Source organism: Parathalassolituus penaei (genome assembly GCF_026626885.1).
Taxonomy (GTDB): Bacteria; Pseudomonadota; Gammaproteobacteria; order Pseudomonadales; family Oceanobacteraceae; genus Oceanobacter; species Oceanobacter penaei.
The window spans coordinates 83,646-103,815 of the sequence record NZ_JAPNOA010000020.1; the positions used below are offsets into that span (position 1 = coordinate 83,646).

20 protein-coding genes are annotated in these 20,170 nt (G+C 55.7%); 5 read left to right on the forward strand and 15 right to left on the reverse strand.

The genetic code is table 11. From position 1 onward, the window contains the following. Nucleotides 1-10: 10 nt before the first annotated feature. The 5 genes from OUO13_RS07285 (at nt 11) to OUO13_RS07305 (ending at nt 9,722) form a co-directional block, all read left to right on the forward strand. Nucleotides 11-427: an ectoine synthase gene (locus OUO13_RS07285; RefSeq protein WP_283173207.1), complete on the forward strand. Its 417-nt coding sequence runs from the start codon at nt 11-13 to the stop codon at nt 425-427. Next, the gene (locus tag OUO13_RS07290; RefSeq protein ID WP_283173208.1) at nt 424-1,923 is read left to right on the forward strand and encodes an aspartate kinase; all 1,500 of its coding nucleotides are present in this window, start codon (nt 424-426) and stop codon (nt 1,921-1,923) included. Before OUO13_RS07285 ends, OUO13_RS07290 begins: the two co-directional genes overlap by 4 nt. Before the next feature lie 199 nt (nt 1,924-2,122). Further along, complete coding sequence (locus tag OUO13_RS07295) at nt 2,123-4,948, forward strand: hypothetical protein (protein ID WP_283173209.1); 2,826 nt, start codon at nt 2,123-2,125, stop codon at nt 4,946-4,948. Between the two features lie 265 nt (nt 4,949-5,213). After that, on the forward strand, nt 5,214-8,579 hold the full coding sequence (locus OUO13_RS07300; protein ID WP_283173210.1) for a hypothetical protein: 3,366 nt from the start codon (nt 5,214-5,216) through the stop codon (nt 8,577-8,579). 111 nt (nt 8,580-8,690) lie between these two features. Continuing rightward, nucleotides 8,691-9,722: a hypothetical protein gene (locus OUO13_RS07305; protein WP_283173211.1), complete on the forward strand. Its 1,032-nt coding sequence runs from the start codon at nt 8,691-8,693 to the stop codon at nt 9,720-9,722. 32 nt (nt 9,723-9,754) lie between these two features. Here OUO13_RS07305 and hemW read toward each other — a convergent pair whose 3' ends face one another. From hemW to ubiE, 15 genes are all read right to left on the reverse strand, one after another. Beyond that, on the reverse strand, nt 9,755-10,888 hold the full coding sequence (hemW, locus tag OUO13_RS07310; protein ID WP_283173212.1) for a radical SAM family heme chaperone HemW: 1,134 nt from the start codon (nt 10,886-10,888) through the stop codon (nt 9,755-9,757). Between the two features lie 17 nt (nt 10,889-10,905). Then, complete coding sequence (locus tag OUO13_RS07315; RefSeq protein ID WP_283173213.1) at nt 10,906-11,322, reverse strand: coiled-coil domain-containing protein; 417 nt, start codon at nt 11,320-11,322, stop codon at nt 10,906-10,908. Between the two features lie 109 nt (nt 11,323-11,431). Then, the gene (gene rdgB / locus OUO13_RS07320) at nt 11,432-12,031 is read right to left on the reverse strand and encodes an RdgB/HAM1 family non-canonical purine NTP pyrophosphatase (RefSeq protein ID WP_283173214.1); all 600 of its coding nucleotides are present in this window, start codon (nt 12,029-12,031) and stop codon (nt 11,432-11,434) included. 14 nt (nt 12,032-12,045) lie between these two features. Beyond that, nucleotides 12,046-12,495, reverse strand: a complete 450-nt coding sequence (locus OUO13_RS07325) for a DUF4426 domain-containing protein (protein ID WP_283173215.1) — start codon at nt 12,493-12,495, stop codon at nt 12,046-12,048. Then, on the reverse strand, nt 12,492-13,115 hold the full coding sequence (gene metW, locus OUO13_RS07330) for a methionine biosynthesis protein MetW (protein WP_428982323.1): 624 nt from the start codon (nt 13,113-13,115) through the stop codon (nt 12,492-12,494). The genes OUO13_RS07325 and metW overlap by 4 nt, the downstream gene beginning before the upstream one ends. Further along, the gene (gene metX, locus OUO13_RS07335; RefSeq protein ID WP_283173216.1) at nt 13,112-14,266 is read right to left on the reverse strand and encodes a homoserine O-succinyltransferase MetX; all 1,155 of its coding nucleotides are present in this window, start codon (nt 14,264-14,266) and stop codon (nt 13,112-13,114) included. The genes metW and metX overlap by 4 nt, the downstream gene beginning before the upstream one ends. A 138-nt stretch (nt 14,267-14,404) precedes the next feature. Then, nucleotides 14,405-15,130 (reverse strand): twin-arginine translocase subunit TatC, encoded by a 726-nt coding sequence (gene tatC, locus OUO13_RS07340; protein WP_283173217.1) that lies wholly within the window; start codon nt 15,128-15,130, stop codon nt 14,405-14,407. Next, on the reverse strand, nt 15,127-15,639 hold the full coding sequence (gene tatB / locus OUO13_RS07345; protein ID WP_283173218.1) for a Sec-independent protein translocase protein TatB: 513 nt from the start codon (nt 15,637-15,639) through the stop codon (nt 15,127-15,129). Before tatB ends, tatC begins: the two co-directional genes overlap by 4 nt. A 1-nt stretch (nt 15,640) precedes the next feature. Next, the gene (tatA, locus tag OUO13_RS07350; RefSeq protein ID WP_283173219.1) at nt 15,641-15,907 is read right to left on the reverse strand and encodes a Sec-independent protein translocase subunit TatA; all 267 of its coding nucleotides are present in this window, start codon (nt 15,905-15,907) and stop codon (nt 15,641-15,643) included. A gap of 19 nt (nt 15,908-15,926) precedes the next feature. Beyond that, the gene (locus tag OUO13_RS07355; protein WP_283173220.1) at nt 15,927-16,259 is read right to left on the reverse strand and encodes a histidine triad nucleotide-binding protein; all 333 of its coding nucleotides are present in this window, start codon (nt 16,257-16,259) and stop codon (nt 15,927-15,929) included. A gap of 14 nt (nt 16,260-16,273) precedes the next feature. Beyond that, the gene (locus tag OUO13_RS07360; protein ID WP_283173221.1) at nt 16,274-16,606 is read right to left on the reverse strand and encodes a phosphoribosyl-ATP diphosphatase; all 333 of its coding nucleotides are present in this window, start codon (nt 16,604-16,606) and stop codon (nt 16,274-16,276) included. A gap of 37 nt (nt 16,607-16,643) precedes the next feature. Beyond that, entirely contained in the window at nt 16,644-17,024 is a 381-nt protein-coding gene (hisI, locus tag OUO13_RS07365; RefSeq protein WP_283173222.1) for a phosphoribosyl-AMP cyclohydrolase, read from the reverse strand. An 88-nt stretch (nt 17,025-17,112) separates the two neighbouring features. Next, the gene (ubiB, locus tag OUO13_RS07370; protein WP_283173223.1) at nt 17,113-18,750 is read right to left on the reverse strand and encodes a ubiquinone biosynthesis regulatory protein kinase UbiB; all 1,638 of its coding nucleotides are present in this window, start codon (nt 18,748-18,750) and stop codon (nt 17,113-17,115) included. 6 nt (nt 18,751-18,756) lie between these two features. After that, the gene (locus OUO13_RS07375; RefSeq protein ID WP_283173224.1) at nt 18,757-19,419 is read right to left on the reverse strand and encodes a ubiquinone biosynthesis accessory factor UbiJ; all 663 of its coding nucleotides are present in this window, start codon (nt 19,417-19,419) and stop codon (nt 18,757-18,759) included. Beyond that, the gene (ubiE, locus tag OUO13_RS07380) at nt 19,419-20,168 is read right to left on the reverse strand and encodes a bifunctional demethylmenaquinone methyltransferase/2-methoxy-6-polyprenyl-1,4-benzoquinol methylase UbiE (protein ID WP_346429341.1); all 750 of its coding nucleotides are present in this window, start codon (nt 20,166-20,168) and stop codon (nt 19,419-19,421) included. Before ubiE ends, OUO13_RS07375 begins: the two co-directional genes overlap by 1 nt. Between the last annotated feature and the right edge of the window lie 2 nt (nt 20,169-20,170).

Genomic DNA, 20,170 nt, shown 5'->3' on the forward strand with positions numbered 1-20,170 from the left:
AAGGTAATTTATGATTGTTCGTACTCTGCAAGACTGTGAAAACACCAGCCGCTCGGTTGATGGCGGCACCTGGAAAAGCGTGCGTATGCTGCTCGCTGATGACCAGATGGGTTTCTCTTTTCATATCACCACGATTTACGCCGGTACCGAAACGCCGATCTGGTACAAAAACCACCTGGAGTCGGTGTACTGCATGAAAGGCGAGGGGGAAATTGAAACCCTGTCAGACGGCAAGGTTTATCCGATTCGCCCCGGCACCCTCTATATCCTCGATCAACACGACCGCCACCTGCTGCGCGCAACCACGTCGGATATGGAAATGGCCTGTGTATTCAATCCACCGTTGAACGGCCGTGAGATTCATGACAAGGACGGCGCCTATTGTCTGGATCAGGCACCTCTGGGCCAGACCGGGGTGGACGCATGAGTGATGAAGTGACAGCAGCCATGAGTGCTGCCCTGAACCACAGCGTCGAAAAAATTGGCGGCACCTCGATGAGCCAGTATCGGGCGGTGCTGAACAACATCTGGCTGCGGCCACGTTCGGTTGACGGTCAGCCTGCAGGTTTGTACCAGCGGATATTTGTGGTGTCGGCATATGCCGGTATCACCAATACCTTGCTGGAACACAAGAAAACCGGCGTACCGGGTGTGTATGCCCTGTTTGCCGAAATGGATGAACAGCGTCCATGGCAGCAGCGGCTGGAAGAGGTGAAGGCGCAGATGGCCGCCATCAACGATGAGATGTTTGGCGCTGCCGGCATCAATAACGAGCTGCTGCTACATCGCGCCAACCGCTTTGTGGATGAACGCCTGCGCGAGGTTCGTGATTGCCTGCAGCATCTGGAAGTGGTGTGCAGTTTTGGCCACTTCCAGCTCGATGATCATCTGCACCGGGTGCGGGAAATGCTCAGTGCACTGGGGGAAGCCCACAGCGCCCATAATTCGGTATTACTGCTGCGCCATCATGGGATTAATGCCCGCCTGGTGGATCTCACCAACTGGCGTATTGGTCCGCAGCCGGACTTTGACGGGCACATTCGTGCTGCCTTTGCAGACATCGATCTGACCCGTGAAATGCCCATTGTCACCGGCTACACCCAGTGTCGGGAGGGGCTGATGCGCACCTACGATCGTGGTTACAGCGAGATGACCTTCAGCCGTATCGCCACCCTGACCGGTGCCCGCGAAGCGGTGATTCACAAGGAATATCACCTCAGTACCGCTGATCCTGCGGTTGTGGGTGCCGACAAGGTCCAGCCCATCGGTTTTACCAATTACGACGTCGCCGACCAGCTGGCGAGTCTGGGTATGGAAGCTATCCATCCTCGTGCTGCAGCCGGTTTGCGTCGGCAGGATATACGTCTGGTGGTGCGTAATACCTTCGAGCCGGAGCATGCTGGCACTCTCATCACTCGTGACTATTGCAGCCAGCAGCCACGGGTCGAGATTATTGCCGGAACGCCGAATGTCTGGGCGCTGGAGTTATTCGATCAGGATATGGTCGGTGACGCGTTATACGGCCAGAAGCTCAATGAGCTGGTGTCGCGTGCTGGTATGCAGGTGGTTACCAAGGATGTAAACGCCAATACCGTCACCTTTTATATGAAGGGCAACAAACGCCGGATTAACCAGTTGCTGGAGCGGGCGAGCACTCTGTATCCGGGTGCGGATGTGCGGGTGGAAAAACTTGCTCTGGTGAGTGCCATCGGCAGTGATATGAAAGTTCCGGGTTTATTACAACAAGCGGCGGCGGCCCTGTCTGACGCCGGGGTGAATATTCTCTCGGTGCATCAGGCCATGCGACAGGTCGACATCATGTTCCTGGTCGCGGCTCAGGATTACCGGGTTGCTGTGCAAGCCTTGCACTCGCGTCTGGTGGAAAATAACGCCGCATCGGTCGCTTTGCAGGCAAGTGCCTGACAAACCAACTTGTGGATTGATGGAGCCGAATCACCGTTCGTGCCATTGACAGGAATTTTGGCGACGAACGGTAACTTTTACCGCAAAACTTTGCACTCGCTTGTATATAGCTGATTTATGATTGTCCTCGCTGAAGCAACGCGACACTTTGTGACGCTGGTCGCTTGCGCCCGAATCTTCCTTCACATGGACAGTTATTATGAAATTCGAGAAAAAATATCTGTGGACCCTGATTGCCAGTACCTCTCTGGTATTAGCTGCCTGTGGTAGCAATGGCAAGGACTCGGGCTCCAGCACCGATAATAATGGTGGCGGTAATAATAACGGTGGCGGCAGTACCGAAACCCCGAACCGTGTCAGCCTCACTGGTCTGGCGGTAAAAGGGGTGATGGCCAACGCAACCATCACCGTTTCAAGTCTCGATGGCTCCACCACTTATGACACCACCACAACTGGTAGTGATGGTACCTACAGCCTGGCGGATATGGATCTGCCACTGAATACCGCCTTGCTGGTCACCATGACCACCAATGCCAATACCATGCTGACCTGCGACTCCGCTGACGGTTGTACCGACAGCAACAGCAACCAACACGCATTTGGTGTCAGCTACAGCTTTAACGATCCTGATTTCAAAATGACCGCCGTGCTGGCGCCAATGACGGCTGAAAATGCCAGCCTGACCCTGATGGTAACCCCGGTTACCCATATGGCGGCTGAGCGTGTGATGCAGACCGGTGCAACTACCACCGAAGCCATCACCGCCGTTAACGTGGCTACTGCCAACCTGCTGGGCCTCAACGGTGTGGATATCGCCACCGCAATTCCGGCGGACATCACCCAATCGGATTCTGCAGAAGCCAGCAGTGCTTCGCAGAAATACGGCGCACTGGTGGCCGGTTTTGCATCAGCTGCCGCGTCAACCGGCAAGTCCATCACTGAAGTAGTGAGCTCGGTAGCGGATTCCTACGCTGATCAAGGCGGTATGGTGGCCAACTCCAGCGATGACTCAACCGTTGACCTGTCGACCCTGTTTACGGGGGCCGCCAGTTCTGCCGCCGCCGCCAACCTGACTGCGACCGAGTCCCTGTATCTGGTTGAAGCGGAAGAAGCCGAATCTGCCGAAGAAGATCAGTGGATCGAAGCGGATGCCAATGAAGAAGCCGTAGCCTCTACCCAGGCTGAAGCCGTCACCAATGCAGTGGCGTTGCTCGAAAGTCTGAATGACTGGAGTGATGCCATGAATGCAGCCGGTGATGACCTCACCGCCTTTGCCGATGAGCATGCTAACCAGCTGAATACCCTGATGCCAGCCTTTGATGATCAGTCACAGGTGCTGCGCGGTGTGCGTGAGCTGCTGATCAGCGATGAAACTTATCCACTGTGTGAATACGACTGGAATACCGATACCGAAGTTTGCTCAGGCAGCGTGACGGTACCAACACCGGGTGATCTGTTGCTGTCGACCCAATTCCTTGGCGGTCTGATCAGCATGATCGGTTATGTAAATGTTCACAGTGAGGTATTGCAGCCAACCAACACCGCTGATGAATACACCGTATCTGCTATGGATCTGATCGATGCAGGTGTGAATCTGGATGAGTTGACTGGCTTCCTGACCAACGCTGATGGTGATCTGGAAGGTGATCTGGTACTGACGATCAATGATGCGGGGATCAGTATCAGTGGCTGGAATGGTACTGGTGCGACCATAGATTCCGGTACTTTTGTATCTGGTTTCCCTACAGAGGGTGAGCTGATTGATTCCGCACTGGTTTATGACATCCAGGGCCTGAGTATTACCGGTGCAGACGGTGAAACCTTCAACTCTGATGGCCGTGTGATCTTTAACTTTAATTCTGAAACTGAACGCGACAACTTCCTGAGCGCCAGTACCGACAGCACACTGGAAGCTTCTCTTGCATCCATGAACGTGGTGACTCTGACTCTGGACTCCAGCGTTGACGGTATTGTAGATGACACAGTTGATGGTTTTGTGCAGCAGACGGGTGTTCTGTCGTCCAATATTGTGCTGACTCGTGATGACGCCGGTGCTGTCGTAGCTGCGGCTACCGTTGAAATCAGTGTCAAACCAACCGACAGTACTGCTTCTGACGAAGTGGTATCCGGTACTCTGACGTTCAGTGCGACCGGTACTCACACCGAAACCGGTTCAGCTGACACCTTCTATATCCAGAGCTTTGTGGCTGACAGCATGAGCCTGTCCTTCAGCGGTGAAGTTCAGGTTGAAAACAGCGATGGCGCCAAGGCTTCGTTTGATGGTTTGGCAGTTTTTGGTGTTGATAATACCGATGGTTCAGCGGGTCTGTTGCTGAATGGTACCGCGTATGTGGCATCCGATTACCCACAGGCAGATGGTTCAAGTGTTCCAGGTGAACTGAGCTTCACCGGCACCATTCAGCTCGGTGCTGAAGCATCGGATACTCTGGATGGAACTACTTTCTTGCAGGAGTCCACTTCGTACAATCTGACCTCCATGGTCGTTAATGGTCAGCTGGTAGCGACGTATTACGGTGCCGTAGAGGCGCTGAATCTGGATCTGACCGCTGCTGTGGTGCGTGATCTGGAAGACGGTTCTACCGCAATTGTTGCCAACCTGGATGCCTCTGCTTACGGATATGAAGATGGCACTATTACCATTGCCGCTGAAGAAACCGCCGATGAAAATATCACCGGTGGTCTGGTATTCAGTTATGGTAATCAGGCCATTACCCTGAGTCTGGACTCTCTGTCTGGCCTGGGTGATGTTGCGGGTAATAACCTGATGGTAACCGATGGTGTCACCAGCATGATGATCACGGCTACCTGTGCGTCAGCAACCATTGATAGCAGCATTGGCACCTGCGCCGACAGCAACGTTGAATACGCCGGTAGCATTTACTCGGCGGGCTTCGAGGTGGGCACCGTCGAAGAGCGTGATGGTCTGCCAGTGTTTGTGTTCAACGATGGCAGCAGCTACAACCTGGTGGTAACCCCATCCTTCCTGATTTCCGCCAATCAGTAAGTGGCTGTTCTGCTGTGATAAAAAAGGGCCTGCGGGCCCTTTTTTATTGGGCTTATTCAGTTCTTTTTTCTTTAGTCTGCTTTTGCAAGAGGGGGCAATTCAGGTCAGGTTAGTCTCAGAATTGACGAATGACAGGATGACAGGCGGTGTTGCCTCGGCTGTTATGGCGGATTGGTTATAGACTGACGGTTCCTCACGCGGCCTGACGCTTGTTTACAATGAGAGCCGCCGCGTTTCCTATCAAAGCCAGAAGAGGGAAAGCGCCATGAATACGCGGAAGAATTATCTGTGGGCAGTTATTGCCAGTACATCACTTGCCATGGCCGCTTGTGGTGGTGGCGGTTCCAAGTCGGACGACAATAATTCCGGTGGTAATAATGGCGGCACCACGGTCAATCGGGTCAGTCTCACCGGCCTGGCGGTGAAAGGTGTTATGGCCGGTGCCGATATCAAGGTGACGTCGCTGGATGGTCAAACCTCCTATGGCACGACCACCACAAGTTCCGACGGCACTTACTCTCTTGCTGCAATGGACATCCCTTTGAATACCCCGGTACTGGTGACCATGACCACCAATGCCAGCACCCTGCTTACCTGCGACGCGGCTGCCGGTTGTATGGACGGCGACACGTTGATGGCGTTTGGCCAGAAATACACCTATCACGATCCTGATTTCAAAATGACCGCCTTGCTGGCGGGGGTCTCGACCGAAACGGCATCGGCGAGCCTGATGGTGACACCACTTACCAATATGGCGGCTGAACGCGCTCAGCAGGAAGGCAAAACGTCATCATCTGACATTGCGGCGATCAACCGTGCCACGGCCACATTGCTGGGGCTGGATAACGTTGATATTGCCACTGTGGTACCGGCGGATATTACGAATTCCAGTGCGGTTTCCAGCAGCAACAATGCCCAGCGCTACGGCGCTGTGGTGGCTGCGATTGCCAACGTGGCAACTAACAAGGGGCAATCTCTCAGTACAGTGGTTTCAGAATTGGCCGCTTCTTATGCCCGTCAGGGCGGTCTGGTTGCCAACTCCAGTGATGAAGCCGAAGTTGACCTTGAAGATATTTTTGGTGGCGCTGCTGATTCTGCAGCATCTGCCAACCTCAGTGCTATCGCGGTTGAGTACAGCCTGGAAGAACAAACTGCCAGTAACAGTGCGGAAGATGAACTGGTAGCAGCTGATGAAGGTAGCCCGGATAGCGGTACTCTGACTGAAGAAGAACAGAAAGCCCTGGCCGTCACCAATGCCGTTGCGTTGCTGCAAGACCTCAACAACTGGCATAACGATCTCAAGGATGTCAGTGCAGATCCGCTGGTGAATACCCTTAACTCCGAAGGTGATGAGCTGGCGGCGCTGGTGGAGACCATCGCCACCAATTCCGAATTGGCCACCACCGTCCAGAACCTGCTGCTCGATACCGAAGAATACGAATACTGTGATGAATGGGGCTGGGACGATAATGCCGGTGATTACATCTGCAGCGTTCCCACAACGGTCACCATGACCGTACCAGGGCCAGTGGTACAGGGCACCGAACTGCTGGTGCAACTGGTATCACTGGCACCAGCGGTACTGGGTTATGTATTGGCTTCCGAAGGCGAGGATGCGTCGGGCAGCTTTGATATGACTCTGGAAGATGTGGGTGTTCCAGACGAGCTGATGGATGAATTTGAAGATGGTGGTGCCAATCTGACGATCAGTGCCACGCTGGTCTCGGGCCAGATTGTGGCCATGTCCATGACGGGGGCATCGTCCTACGCCACCATTACCAGTCTGGCGGTAGCCTTGTCGGAGCCTGCATCCGGAGATCGTCTGGTCGCCAGTCTCAGTAACGTGAATATTTCGGCGATTGAAGGCGATAAACACATGACCGGCTCTGGTTCGATCAGCCTGATTTTTGATTCAGCCGACAGCCTTGCGGCCTTCAAGGCCGATGACAGTGCAGCCGATGGTCTTGTCTCCATGGTGATGGATCTGAACACCGAAGCCATGGCAGATGATGGCCTGGATTCGGTTGCCAATCTGGATCTGCATATGGAAGTAACACCGGATGCCAGTAGCGGCACTGCCACCATGCAGATGAGTGCAGGCCTGAGCGCTGGTAACAGCAGTAACGACAGCATGGCAGGCACCCTGATGATGTCGGCCAGCAGTAATGACTGGCTGGTATTTGAGAATCTGAGTCAGACCGAAATGAGTTTCGAAGGAGCGCTGACCATTGCCAGTGCCGAGGGCTCGGCCAGCTTTGAAGGTACGATTGGTATGCTGGAGGTGTACCCACAAGACAGTAACGCTGACGCGGTGATGATGGTGGCTACCGATGGTAATGAGGATTACACCCAGCTGACGTTTGATGGCGGCTTCTCCGTGGTAAGCGGCACTGACACTACGATGTTCAGCGGCCAGCTGAAACTGCGTGAGGATTATCTGCATTACGCCAACGGTGATTATGTCACTGACAGCTGGGGTGATGACGTTACTGTTCCAACGCTGGTGGAGTTGCAAGGTGAGTTCAGTGCTGTGCGTAACAGCGTAACGATGGGATCGCTGGCGGTGCATGGTATGGCTCAGCTTTCCAACCTGCAGGAACTGGCGGCCATGCTGGAGCCGGATACATTGTCGGATGCCGAGTTTGGTGTGCTGACTGCCAGTGCTGATGACGAAGTAGTGGCTTACGACACTGTCAATAACAGCCTGACCGTCACGCTTGATAGTGGTTGGGAAGAGATTGTCTCTGCTGTTACTGCGGAGTTCGAAGCGGCTGGATGGACAAATATTAGCCTTGATGGTTGGTATTATGACACCTCCTATCAACTCACCATGCTGGATTGTATCGAGGTCGATACTGAGTATTCAGAATGTAATATCCAGATCGAGTCAGATCGGGATATTGACCTCTCCAACAACATCCCTGATGCCTACTACGATAGTTGGGAAACAACGGTTACTGTGCTGACCGCTAATATTGCTTCTCCTGCAGCATGGGCTGATGAGGTTATTGCTGATGTAGGATTATCAGACTATTGGCAGGCCGAGATTAGTTTCTATGTTAATAGTGATCAGGGAACAGCGGAAGTCTATGGTTACAGTGATTACTATGATGATGAACCAGTCGCTGTCTGGTCTCTCGAAACCTATGACGATACCTCTGTTACTGATCAGCTGCTCTCAGCCGAAACCCTCGATACCTATCTGGACTTTGCATTTGCGCTGGACATTCAGGCCAGTGCGGTAACGTACGATGATGCCGTGGTGCGCCTGGTCGGCGAACGTACCGGCTTTGCCGATGCGGCCGGTACCCTGCGTTTGTCATACGGTGATCGGGTTATCGACATCAACGTTGATACCGCGAATCAGGAAGATTCCAGCACCACCAGCATCAGCATTGCCAATGCAGATGCCAGCATGACCATCACCGCCAGCTGTGCAAGTGGCTCCGCCGATACCAGTCTGACCACCTGCGACAGCGCCGATGTTGAGTTCGGTGGCGCCATTTACAGTGGTGGTTTTGAAGTGGGTACTCTGGAGGTTCGTAATGGTTTGCCGGTATTCCTGTTCGACAACGGTAGCAGTTATAACCTGGTGGTCACACCACAGTTTCTGGTGTCGGCTAATCAGTAAACGCTTGAACCGGTAATCACCGAAAAGGGCCTGCGGGCCCTTTTTTGTTGGCTTGTATGTTAGTGACTGAACCGTAATCATGGGCACCTTTGGTGCCAGCAGGGAGTTGTTATGGCCAACCGATGGATTTCCGCTGTTTTGCTGGCTCTGGCGCCAGCCTGTATGGCCAGCACAGGTATTGAATACCAGCAGACGACCTATGCCTGGACCGGCCCTATGGGGGTGCTGGCGCTGGTGGATGACTGGAGTGGTGATCTGCACAAGGGCGGTGAAGACGGCTTTGCCTGGGATCAACGTCGTGCCGGAGTGTTTTATAACAGCTTGCAGGTCAGTTACGTCTATCGTTTGCAGGCTCAGTACCGGTTCCCGTGGCAAGCGGCGCAGGGCTATTACCAGTACGTGCATCAGGCTGATCTGGCGGAAGAAAACCGTTTCCAGACCCGTATCGAGGTTGAGCATTATCAGGGTGAAGGCCCGGCCCTGGCGTACCGGTTTGAAGGGGATCACTGGTATCTGACGCCGGAATACAACCAGCTCAATATCTACAAGTTGTATTGGGGGTCACTGGAAGGTGAGCTGTATTACCAGAATCAGGATAACTGGGGCGGTGATATCCAGCTCGACTACGGCTATACCGACGATGCTGTGGTTCGGCGCGAACTCGACCAGCGCAGTTATGGCACCCTGCACGGATTAAACCTCAGTGCCGGTTGGGAACATGGCAACTACAAGGTTGATTATCAGGGTTATAACCTGCTGGCCCGTATCGACTGGCCGGACATGCCGTACACCAGCGCGCGGGTCTGTACCGACTGCACGTTTTTCCTGTATGGCTACGAATACTTTCAGGATCGGGTGGAACGTCCGGCGCGGGTGCACTGGGTTTACCAGCAATATCAGTGGAACCCGACACTGGCGTTTACCCTGAATACCTTGCTGAACCCGATTCACAACAGCTGGCAGCTGGGGGCTGATTGGCTGGCGGCGGGGATTCACTGGCAAGGCGGGGTAGAGGCCAACAGTGGAGCGATTCGGCTGGGGTTACAGCAGCAATATGTGCGTCTGGGGGTAATGGCCGAGCCGGTCGCGCTGAAAGAAAGCCGTACCCTGCAACTGGACATGGGATTACGGCTGGCATTTTGACCGGGGAAGTCGCGGGCAGATGCAGGCCGTGCTCAGTCGATAAACAGCGCCAGCAGTTCGTTCAGATATAACTGGCCACGTTCGGTTGCACGAATGTGGTCGGTCACTTCCAGCAAGCCCAGTTTGATGGCTTTCTGCACTTCGGCATCGACACTGGCCAGCGTCTGGCCGGTACGGCTTTCGAAATCCGCAACACTGATACCATCACGCAAACGCAGGGCGTTCATCAGGCACTCCAGGCCCAGCTCATCGGCTTCGATGGTTTGCTGGCCTGCCAGGAACGGTTTGTCGGCATTCAGGTAATCCTTGGGCAGACGGGTTTTCCAGCTGCGCAACTGCTCGCCATTGGCGAGGGTGATCTTGCCGTGGGCACCGGCACCAATGCCGAGGTAATCACCAAAACGCCAGTAGTTGAGGTTATGGCGTGCGGCGCGACCGGGTTGGCTGAAGGCGGAGATTTCGTAATGCTGGTAGCCGTGGCTGGCCAGCAGGGCCTGACCGGCTTCCTGAATATCCCACAGGCAGTCGTCTTCCGGCAGTTGCGGCGGACGTTTGTAGAATTCGGTGTTGGGTTCGATGGTCAGCTGATACCACGACAGGTGTGGCGGCTCAAACTGCAGCGCGGTGCGCAGGTCATCGAGGGCTTCTTCCGGGGTTTGGCCCGGCAAACCATGCATCAGGTCGAGATTGAAGTTATCAAATCCCACCTGACGGGCGGTGCTGATCGCCAGCAAGGCCTGGTCACGATCATGGACACGACCGAGGTTCTTCAGCTGTTGGGGCTGGAAGCTCTGGATGCCCATCGACAGGCGATTGATGCCCAGCTCGCGGTAGGCCGCAAAGCGTTCGGCTTCAAAGGTGCCCGGATTGGCTTCGAGGGTGATTTCACACTGATCGCTCAGGGTCAGACGCTGACGGAGGCCGCTAAAAAAGCGCCGATAGGCGTCAGCACCCAGCAAACTCGGGGTGCCACCACCAAAAAAGATGGTCTCAATCGGCCGACCCTGGGCCCAGGACAAGTCCTGGTCGAGGTCTGCCAGCAGGGCATCGACATACTCCTGCTCGGGCAGTTCGGCCGGTGAGGCGTGGGAGTTGAAGTCGCAGTAGGGGCATTTGCGAATGCACCAGGGAACGTGAACGTACAGGCTCAGCGGTGGCAGCGACATTCAACTCTCCGGGGCGATCAGACGAAGCTGTTCTGCGGCACGAAGTTGTCCTGCTGCACGAAAGTTTCTTCCGGCTGTGGCTGGAACTCTGCCTGTTGGGCAGCCTCCTGGTTGTTGGTCTGGACTTCTTCCTGAGCTGGTGCGTTGGTTTCAGGTGTAACCACGGATTCCAGAGTCTGCATTAGAGACATCACACGGGCTTCAAACTCGTGGTGTTCGTGGCTCATGCGGGTCTGTTCCTGGTTCAGCTGGTTGTTCTGGTCGCGCAGGGAGGCCAGTTCCTGGTCGCGTTCGGCCAGAGTGGCTTCGGTGCTGGCCAGCTGGCCACGCAAGGCTTCCAGGTCTTCCTGCAGCTGCATGTTTTCGAGTTGCAGATTTTCAATTGCCTGGATGGTGTGCTGAATCTTGTCTTGCAGTTGTTCGAGAATATCCACGATAGTCGTCCGACAGTTTTCCTGGGTGTAAGTGATCTGCCCGTGGTCGTTTTCCTCACGAGCAGCGCCACTGCCGATATCCGACCGGCAGTTGAGTGTTTTGTTCAGATCAGGGGTGCCAGCTGGCCAGCAATTTCTGCATGGCCTGGCCTCGATGGGAGATGGCGTTCTTGCGGTCGCGGCTCAATTCGGCGGCCGAACAAGCGTCGCCCGGCACAAAAAACAGCGGATCGTAACCAAAGCCCTGTTCGCCCTTTGCTTCCCACAGGATACGCCCTTCCCAGCTACCCTGAAAGATTTGCGGAGTTGGATCCTCAGCGTGGCGCATGTAGACCAGCACGCACTGGAAGCGAGCGGTGCGCTGTTCGTCCGGAATGTCCTTCAGAGCGTCGAGCAGACGAGCGTTATTAGCAGCATCACCGGCCCCGACACCGGCGTAGCGGGCGCTGTAAATACCGGGTTGGCCTTGCAGGGCATCCACTTCGATACCCGAGTCATCGGCCAATGCGGGCAAACCGGTATGGGCCGCGGCATTACGCGCCTTGAGGATGGCGTTCTCGACGAAGCTCAGGCCGGTCTCATCGGCTTCCGGCACATTGAGCTGGGTCTGCGGCACAATTTCGACGTTGCTGTTGGCAAAGTGAGTGGCAAACAGCTCCTGAAATTCACGCTGTTTGCCAGCGTTACCACTGGCAATCACAATTTTCATGGGTGTGTTCGCTCTTATTCTTCGTAAAAACGCTGACTGAAGTTCACATCAAAAGTACGGTCACTGCCTTCCGGCTTGACCTTGAGGCTGATGCGATAGGTTTCGTCTTCTTCAAAACGCAGGGTATTGATGTAATACACGGCGTTGGTCTCGCGGATTTCCTTGAAGTCCAGTGAACTTGACTGGCCAATCAGGTTGAGGATTTTGCCAGTCACCTCGGCCTTGACCGGAGTTCCGACCTCTTCGTTGGCGCTGCGACGAATCACGGAAATGTTCAGGAAACCGAGGTTGCGCGAACGTTCGATCTGATAGGCACGGGCGATGTCCGGTGCAATAAACGTGGTGGTCAGACCGATGTAATGCACTTCGTAGTCACCGAAGACCTGTTTCTGTTCACCGCCACCGGCGAAGACCGGCAAACTCAGCGACAGCAGGCACAGGAGGGCAGCAATCATGGTTTTCATAATGTTCTCCGCGTCAGGTGATAGATGGCAATCTCGCCCAGCAGGGTTGGCCACAGACGGATCGCCCAGTTCTCGTGATGTTCACTGTCCACCACGGTTTTGTGCAGCACACGGATATTCTTGCTGGCACACAGCTCTTCGAAGTCCGTCATGGTGCACAAATGAATATTAGGCGTGTTGTACCAGGCGTGTGGCAGGGTTTCTGACATTGGCATACGGCCGCGTGCGGTCAGATACCAGCGGGTGCGCCAGTGACCGAAGTTCGGGAAGGTCACAATGGCTTCGTCGCCTACCCGCAGCATTTCGTCGAGCAGCTCGTCCGGGCGTTCAACCGCCTGCAGCGCCTGGGTCATGATGATGGTGTCGACACTGCTGTCCTTGTAATTGCGCAGACCAAAGTTGAGGTCCTGTTCAACCACGTTGACGCCGTTGGCTACCGCTGCGGTGATCTTGTCCGCATTGATTTCCAGACCGTAACCACGGACGTTCTTGTTATCCATCAGGTAACGCAGCAGGGTGCCTTCACCACAACCAAGGTCAAACACCAGACTGCCGGGTTTGACCCAGTCCTGGATGATGGCCAGATCCGGACGCAGGGTTTGGAGGGTCAGTTTGTTCATGCCTTGGCTCCCACTTCCACGGCTACCCGTTTCAGGTAGGCCGACAACACCTGGTGATAACGTTCGATTGGCAACAGGAAGGCGTCGTGGCCGTCATCGGATTCGATACAGGCGTAACTGACGTTCTTGTTGGCTTCCATCAGGGCATCGACGATTTCTTTGGAACGTTTGGGTGAGAAACGCCAGTCGGTGGTGAACGACATCACCAGATAACTGCATTTGGCGTGGCTCAGGCATTCCACCAGATCGTGGTTGTAGTCGGCCGACGGGTCGAAGTAATCCAGCGCCTTGGTCATCAACATGTAGGTGTTGGCATCAAAGCGGGTGCTGAATTTTTCGCCCTGGTAATGCAGGTAACTTTCGACCTGGAATTCCGGGGCGAAGCTGAAGTTGAGTTTGCCTTCGCGCAGCTCACGACCAAACTTCTGGCGCATGGCGTCTTCAGACAGGTAGGTCAGGTGGCCGAGCATACGAGCCTGGGTCAGGCCGACTTTCGGAATGGTGTTGTAATCGTGGTAATAACCGTCGTGGAAGTCCGGGTCCTTGGCAATGGCCTGACGGGCGACTTCGTTAAACGCGATGTTCTGTGCCGACAGCTTGGGTGCCGAGGCAATCACCACCGCATGGCGCAGACGTTCCGGGAACTGGATTGACCAGCGCAATACCTGCATACCACCCAGAGAACCGCCAACCACGGCGGCCCATTGTTCGATTCCCAGGGCATCGGCCAGACGTGCCTGGCTGTTGACCCAGTCACGTACCGCCACAATCGGGAATTCCGGACCGTACTGTTTGCCGGTCTGTGGATTGATGCTGGTCGGGCCGGTTGAGCCTGCACAACCACCGAGGTTGTTCAGCGCCACCACAAAAAAATGGTTGGTATCAATCGGTTTGCCGGGACCAATCGCGTTGTCCCACCAGCCTGGCTTGCGGTCTTCCATGCTGTGGTAACCGGCAGCGTGGTGATCACCACTCAGGGCATGACAGATCAGAACCGCGTTGCTGCGGTTGGCATTAAGCTGGCCGTAGGTTTCATAAACCAGATCGTATTCAGGCAGAACACGGCCACTGCGCAGGGTGAGTGGCTGATCAAAATGATGAACCTGGGGAGTGACCAGACCGACCGAATCGGCAGGGATTACTTCCGGCATGTAGACGTATTCCTGGGTTGTTCCTGGGGGGCTGTGCCTGTGGATAAGGTCAGCACCCGGAGGTTTCAAGAGACAGGCCAGTTTAACAGGCTATGGCGCGGCTGCCAGCGTCAGAACGGCACAGCTGTGCCGGATGGATCAGTCTTCTTCGGTTTTGATAACACGTGATGCAATAACACCCAGTTCAAACAGGGCGTACATCGGCAGGGCCAGAATGGTTTGTGAAAAAACATCCGGTGGTGTCACCAGCATACCGACCACAAAACAGCCGAGGAAAATATAGGAACGTTTTTCTGCCAGCGCTTCGACCGAGGTAATTCCGGTCAGTACCAGCAGGAAGGTGGCCACCGGAATCTCGAAGGCAAAACCGAAGGCAAAAAACATGTTCAGGCAGAAATCGAGGATATTGGTGATATCCGGCATGATCGAGATGCCTTGTGGGCCAGCCAGCGTGAAGAAACCGAAGGCAATGGGCAGCACCACAAAGTAGGCAAAGGAAACACCGGCATAAAACAGCACCACGCTGGACACCAGCAGTGGCACCGCGAATTTCTTTTCATTCTGGTACAGCCCCGGAGAAATAAAGCCCCAGGCCTGATGCAGCATGTACGGCATGGCCAGCAGAACGGCCATCACCGAGGTCAGCTTGATCGGCACCAGAAAGGGGGAGGCAACGCCGGTGGCAATCATCTGGCCGTGGTTTTCCAGCAGTGCCGACAGTGGTTTGACCAGAATCAGGTAGAGATCATTGGCAAACAGAAACAGCCCGATAAACAGCACGGCCACCACCAGAACAACTTTCAGAAGGCGGTTACGCAGTTCAATCAGATGGGAAATAAGCGGCTGTTCCTGATCCTGGGTCATGATGCTGGCTGGTTATCCTGGGAACGAATGGTCGGCGTGACCTGGATGGTGTTGGGAGTATCGGCAGCCGTTGCTGCGCCGGTGTGGCTGCTGGCAGTGGTTGCAGCCGAGGCATCCGTGGTCGCGGTGATCGTGCTGGTGTTGCTGGTGCTGGTGTTGATCGTATGGGTGGTCGTACCAAATGCCGTGCCGGTATTCACAACCGGGTCAGCACTGGCTGCAGTCGCTGGGCTGGCCGCTGCCGGGTTATTGCTCATGGCTTCGGCCTGACGACGCTGTGCCTCTTCTTCCGGATTCAGGAAGGTGGCATATGGGTCTTTCAGTTTTTCACGCAGCTCCTCAGCGCGTACCTGACGTTCCAGTTCATCCTGGAAGCCATTGATGGTACGGCGGGCGCGGCCAATCAGCAGGCCAAGGGTACGGGCTGCGCCGGGCAGTTTTTCCGGGCCCAGTACAATCAGGCCCAGCACGCCAATCAGCAGCAGTTCTGAAAAACCGATATCAAACATATCAGCTGCGGTTCTGGTCTTTCTGGTTGCTGAAATCAGCGTCTTTACGCTGGTCGTTGCTATTCTGGATCAGACGCTGGTCAGCGTTGGTGTCGACCGGAGTTTCGGTCTTGTCTACCGGCTTTTCGCCTTCGTTCATGGCCGATTTGAAGTTCTTGATGGCACCACCGAGGTCGCCACCCAGGTTGCGCAGTTTTTTGGTGCCGAAAATCACAATGACAATCGCCAGAATGATGAGCAATTGCCAGATGCTGATACCGCCAATCATGATAAAACCTCGTTAGTCATCAGAATCCTGGCAGCTGGTCGCCGCCGAGGATATGGAAATGCATGTGGAAAACTTCCTGGCCACCTTCAACACCGGTATTGGTGATGGTGCGGTATCCGGCCAGTCCTTCTGCGGCTGCAATGTTCGGGATGGTCAGCAGCAGGCGTCCCAGCAGGGCTTCGTCAGCAGCGTTGATATCGTTGAGGTTAACGATATGGCGTTTCGGAATCAGCAGCAGGTGGGTATCGGCTTTCGGGGCAATGTCCCGGAAAGCAAGAAAATCGCTGTCTTCGTAGACCTTGCTGGCCGGAATCTGGCCGGCCACGATCTTGCAGAAAATACAGTCGGACATGGCTGTCTCCGGCCTTATTGGGCGCTGCGGGAGGCCTTTTCTTCGAGGCCGGAAATATCAAAACGACGTGCCAGTTCGTTCAGCACCGCTTCCGGGCGTTCGCCCAGTTGCGCCAGTGCCACCAGAGAGTGGAACCAGAGATCAGCGGTTTCGTAGATCACGTCAGAGTTGTCGCCACTGCGCTCGGCATCCTTGGCGGCCAGAATGGTTTCGGTGGCTTCTTCACCCACTTTTTCCAGAATCTTGTTCAGACCCTTGTGGTACAGGCTGGCCACATAGGAAGAGTCCGGGGATGCGCCCTTGCGCTGTTCAAGAATGTCGCCGAGGGCGGTCAGGATTTCGCTCATAATCAGGCACTGCTCTGTTGATGAATGCTGGGGCGGATCAGTAAATGTCTTTCGGGTCTTTCAAAACCGGATCAACACTGACCCAGTCGCCATCCTGCCAAACCTGATAGAAGCAGCTTTCGCGGCCGGTATGACAAGCAATACCGCCAATCTGTTCCACTTGCAGCACAATCACGTCGGCATCGCAATCAAGGCGGACTTCGTGCAGCTGCTGGACGTGGCCAGACTCTTCACCCTTGCGCCACAGTTTCTGGCGGGAGCGGCTGTAATAGATGGCGCGGTTTTCCTGCACGGTCAGTTGCAGGGCTTCGCGGTTCATCCAGGCCATCATCAGGATGCGGCCGGTTTTCCAGTCCTGGGCAATGGCCGGGACCAGTCCGTTATCGTCCCATTTAACAGCGTCGAGCCAGTTGCTCATAGGGCGCGTATCTCTTTCAAATCGTCTAGTTACAGGGGCCGGAGCATAACGCAACGACCCGCTTCGTGGTAGGGCAGCAGCCTGGCCGCTAGCCCTTGATCAGGAACCACAAGATTCCGAATCCGAGAATGCTGAGCCCGATACTGTCGGGAATGCCCAACGCGTAGGCTTGCCACCAGGTGAACAGACCACTGGCGGATACCAGCATGGCCAGATTCTGCTGACGCTTCTGGCGGCTCTGTTCTTCCAGTGCCTGGCGCAGGGCAACAATTTCACGCTGCAGCGATTGCTGGTTCTCGTCCATATGGTTGATACGGGTGAGGGCACCGTGCAACAGGGCTGGCATCTTCGGCGCTTTTTCGATCCAGGATGGCAGTTGGCGTTTGAGTTCCTGGAAGGCGGCTTTGGGGCCAAAACGGTCGCGCATCCAGCGTTCCAGATACGGCTTGGCAGTGCTCCACAGGTCCAGTTGCGGGTACAGCTGACGACCCAGCCCCTCGATGTTAAGCAGGGTTTTCTGCAACAGCACCAGTTGCGGCTGCACTTCCATGTTAAAGCGGCGGGCGGTGCTGAACAGCTGGATCAGCACCTGTCCGAAGGAAATCTCGGCCAGCGGCTTTTCGAAAATCGGTTCCAGTACGGCACGAATGGCGGCGGCCAGTTCGTGCACCTTGGTGGTGGCTGGCACCCAGCCGGAATCAACGTGTAACTGCGCAACCTGGTAGTAGTCGCGGTTAAAAAACGCCAGCAGGTTCATGGCCAGATAGTGCTGGTCTTCTTCGGTCAGGCTGCCAACGATGCCACAGTCGATGCCGATGTATTGCGGGTTCTGCGGGTTCTCGCGGGAGACAAAGATGTTGCCGGGGTGCATGTCGGCATGGAAAAAGCTGTCGCGGAACACCTGGGTGAAGAAAATCTCCACACCACGTTCGGCCAGCAGTTTCATGTTGGTGCCCTGGGCGCGCAGTTCGTCGATGTTGGCAACCGGTACACCGTAGATACGTTCGCTGGTCATCACCTTGCTGCGGGTGTATTCCCAGTACACTTCCGGTACGTACAGCAGGCCGGAGTCGAGGAAGTTGCGACGCAGCTGGGTGGCGTTGGAGGCTTCAATCTGCAGGTTCAGCTCGCCATAAATGGTGTGACGGTAGTCTTCCACCACTTCCATCGGTTTCAGGCGTCGGGCTTCAGCGGAGTAGGCCACGGCCAGGCGGGCCATGGTTTCCAGAAGTTGCAGGTCGCGTTCGATGGTTTTTTCGATACCGGGACGCACCACCTTGACCACCACATCCTTGCCGTTGGGCAGGCGTGCGGTGTGCACCTGGGCAATCGAGGCCGAGGCCAGTGGGGTGCTGGAGAAATTATCAAACAGCTCGTGTACGGATTTGCCCAGCTGCGCTTCGATCAGGGCAATGGCCTGATCTTCCGGGAAGGGGGGCACCCGGTCTTGCAGGCGTTTTAATTCCAGCACGATGTCGTCGGGAATCAGGTCCGGGCGAGTCGAGAGAATCTGGCCGAACTTGATAAAAATCGGGCCGAGGGCTTCGAGTGCCAGACGTAAGCGTTCACCACGGGTCAGGCGTGCCGGAACCGGGCTCAGACGCCACGGCGCCAGCCACAGCAGAACACGCAGGCTCAGCGGCAGGTGGTGCAGGGGCAGCAGGTCATCCAGACGGTAACGGCTGAATACAAACAGGATTTTCCACAAACGCCAGAGACGCGACACGGTGGTTTATTCTCCGGCAGAAGGATTACGCGCCAGTTCCAGTTGCTGGATGCGGGCTTCAAGACGGTCAGTGGCCAGACGCAGGTCATCAACCCCGGCGGCGAACTGTTCGAGTAATACGGATGGGGTTACGAGACCGGCTTCATCACGCATGTAGTCACGGCTGGCGCTGTGCAGGGTGGCGGCGGTTTCGCGGCCACGGCTGACCAGTCCACGCACCGATTCACCAATCTGGTGAGCCAACACCGCGCCGGTGAAGGGCTGCAGCATGGCTTCCCAATCGACATCCAGATGGCTGGCGATACGGCTCAGGCGGGCGGCGAGGTCGGTGTCACCATCAAGCAACAACGGGCCGCTCATCATGGCGGTGGTTTTGTCGCTGGCACTGGCCAGCGCCGCAAAATCGGCCAGACTGCCAATCAGCAGCAGGTCGATGGCTTCGTCCTGTTCCTGCTGGCCATTCACACTGAGGCTGATGCCTTCCGGCAGGATACGCACATACAGGCGGGTCAGCCCCGGCACACTCAGGCAGACCAGACGGCCAGCCAGCGGGCGCAGGGCCTGCAGGGTCGCCGGATCATGGCGCAGGGCCTGATTGATGGCCAGTTCCCACGGCAGGCACAGAGCCTGCCCCAGCAATGGCAAACGGGAGAACAGGGATTCCAGCATCAGGGTTTGATTCCGCGGTGCAGAGCCACCACACCACTGGTCATGTTGTGGTAGGTGCAACGGGTCAGACCGGCTTCTTCCATCATGCCCTTCAGGGTTTCCTGATCCGGGTGCATACGGATGGATTCCGCCAGGTACTTGTAACTTTCACTGTCGTTGGCGACCAGCTTGCCCATGAATGGCAGCGCGGTGAAGGAGTACAGGTCGTAGGCCTTGCTCATCAGCGGGTTGGTCGGTTTGGAGAATTCCAGCACCAGCAAACGGCCGCCCGGCTTCAGGCAACGGGTCATGGAACGCAGCGCGGCGTCCTTGTCGGTAACGTTGCGCAGACCAAAGGCGATGGTGATGACGTCGAAGCTGTTGTCTTCGAACGGCAGGGCTTCGGCGTTGGCTTGTACGTATTCGATATTGCCCACGTAACCCTGGTCGGTCAGACGATCACGGCCAACGTTGAGCATGGAGGAGTTGATGTCGGCCAGAATCACCTTGCCGGTCGGGCCGACAATTTTCGAGAACTGACGGGTCAGGTCGCCGGTACCACCAGCCAGATCCAGCACGCGGTTGCCCGGGCGAACGCCGCTCATGTCGATGGTCACACGCTTCCACAGACGGTGAACCCCGAAGGACATCAGGTCGTTCATCAGGTCGTACTTGGCTGCTACCGAGTGGAATACATCGGCCACCATTGCCTGCTTTTCTTCAGTGGCAACGGTCTTGTAGCCAAAGTGTGTGGTTTTTTCTACGGACATGA

Excerpts from the sequence above, each read along its gene's own strand:
- metX (WP_283173216.1), bottom strand. The coding sequence starts at position 14,266 with ATGCCGGAAGTAATCCCTGCCGATTCGGTCGGTCTGGTCACTCCCCAG.
- ubiE (WP_346429341.1), bottom strand. The coding sequence starts at position 20,168 with ATGTCCGTAGAAAAAACCACACACTTTGGCTACAAGACCGTTGCCACT.
- OUO13_RS07295 (WP_283173209.1), top strand. The coding sequence starts at position 2,123 with ATGAAATTCGAGAAAAAATATCTGTGGACCCTGATTGCCAGTACCTCT.
- OUO13_RS07325 (WP_283173215.1), bottom strand. The coding sequence starts at position 12,495 with ATGAAAACCATGATTGCTGCCCTCCTGTGCCTGCTGTCGCTGAGTTTG.
- OUO13_RS07305 (WP_283173211.1), top strand. The coding sequence starts at position 8,691 with ATGGCCAACCGATGGATTTCCGCTGTTTTGCTGGCTCTGGCGCCAGCC.
- hisI (WP_283173222.1), bottom strand. The coding sequence starts at position 17,024 with ATGAGCAACTGGCTCGACGCTGTTAAATGGGACGATAACGGACTGGTC.
- rdgB (WP_283173214.1), bottom strand. The coding sequence starts at position 12,031 with ATGAAAATTGTGATTGCCAGTGGTAACGCTGGCAAACAGCGTGAATTT.
- OUO13_RS07300 (WP_283173210.1), top strand. The coding sequence starts at position 5,214 with ATGAATACGCGGAAGAATTATCTGTGGGCAGTTATTGCCAGTACATCA.
- OUO13_RS07375 (WP_283173224.1), bottom strand. The coding sequence starts at position 19,419 with ATGCTGGAATCCCTGTTCTCCCGTTTGCCATTGCTGGGGCAGGCTCTG.
- hemW (WP_283173212.1), bottom strand. The coding sequence starts at position 10,888 with ATGTCGCTGCCACCGCTGAGCCTGTACGTTCACGTTCCCTGGTGCATT.
- OUO13_RS07285 (WP_283173207.1), top strand. The coding sequence starts at position 11 with ATGATTGTTCGTACTCTGCAAGACTGTGAAAACACCAGCCGCTCGGTT.
- tatA (WP_283173219.1), bottom strand. The coding sequence starts at position 15,907 with ATGATTGGCGGTATCAGCATCTGGCAATTGCTCATCATTCTGGCGATT.
- OUO13_RS07290 (WP_283173208.1), top strand. The coding sequence starts at position 424 with ATGAGTGATGAAGTGACAGCAGCCATGAGTGCTGCCCTGAACCACAGC.
- tatC (WP_283173217.1), bottom strand. The coding sequence starts at position 15,130 with ATGACCCAGGATCAGGAACAGCCGCTTATTTCCCATCTGATTGAACTG.
- OUO13_RS07355 (WP_283173220.1), bottom strand. The coding sequence starts at position 16,259 with ATGTCCGACTGTATTTTCTGCAAGATCGTGGCCGGCCAGATTCCGGCC.
- OUO13_RS07360 (WP_283173221.1), bottom strand. The coding sequence starts at position 16,606 with ATGAGCGAAATCCTGACCGCCCTCGGCGACATTCTTGAACAGCGCAAG.
- metW (WP_428982323.1), bottom strand. The coding sequence starts at position 13,115 with ATGAACAAACTGACCCTCCAAACCCTGCGTCCGGATCTGGCCATCATC.
- tatB (WP_283173218.1), bottom strand. The coding sequence starts at position 15,639 with ATGTTTGATATCGGTTTTTCAGAACTGCTGCTGATTGGCGTGCTGGGC.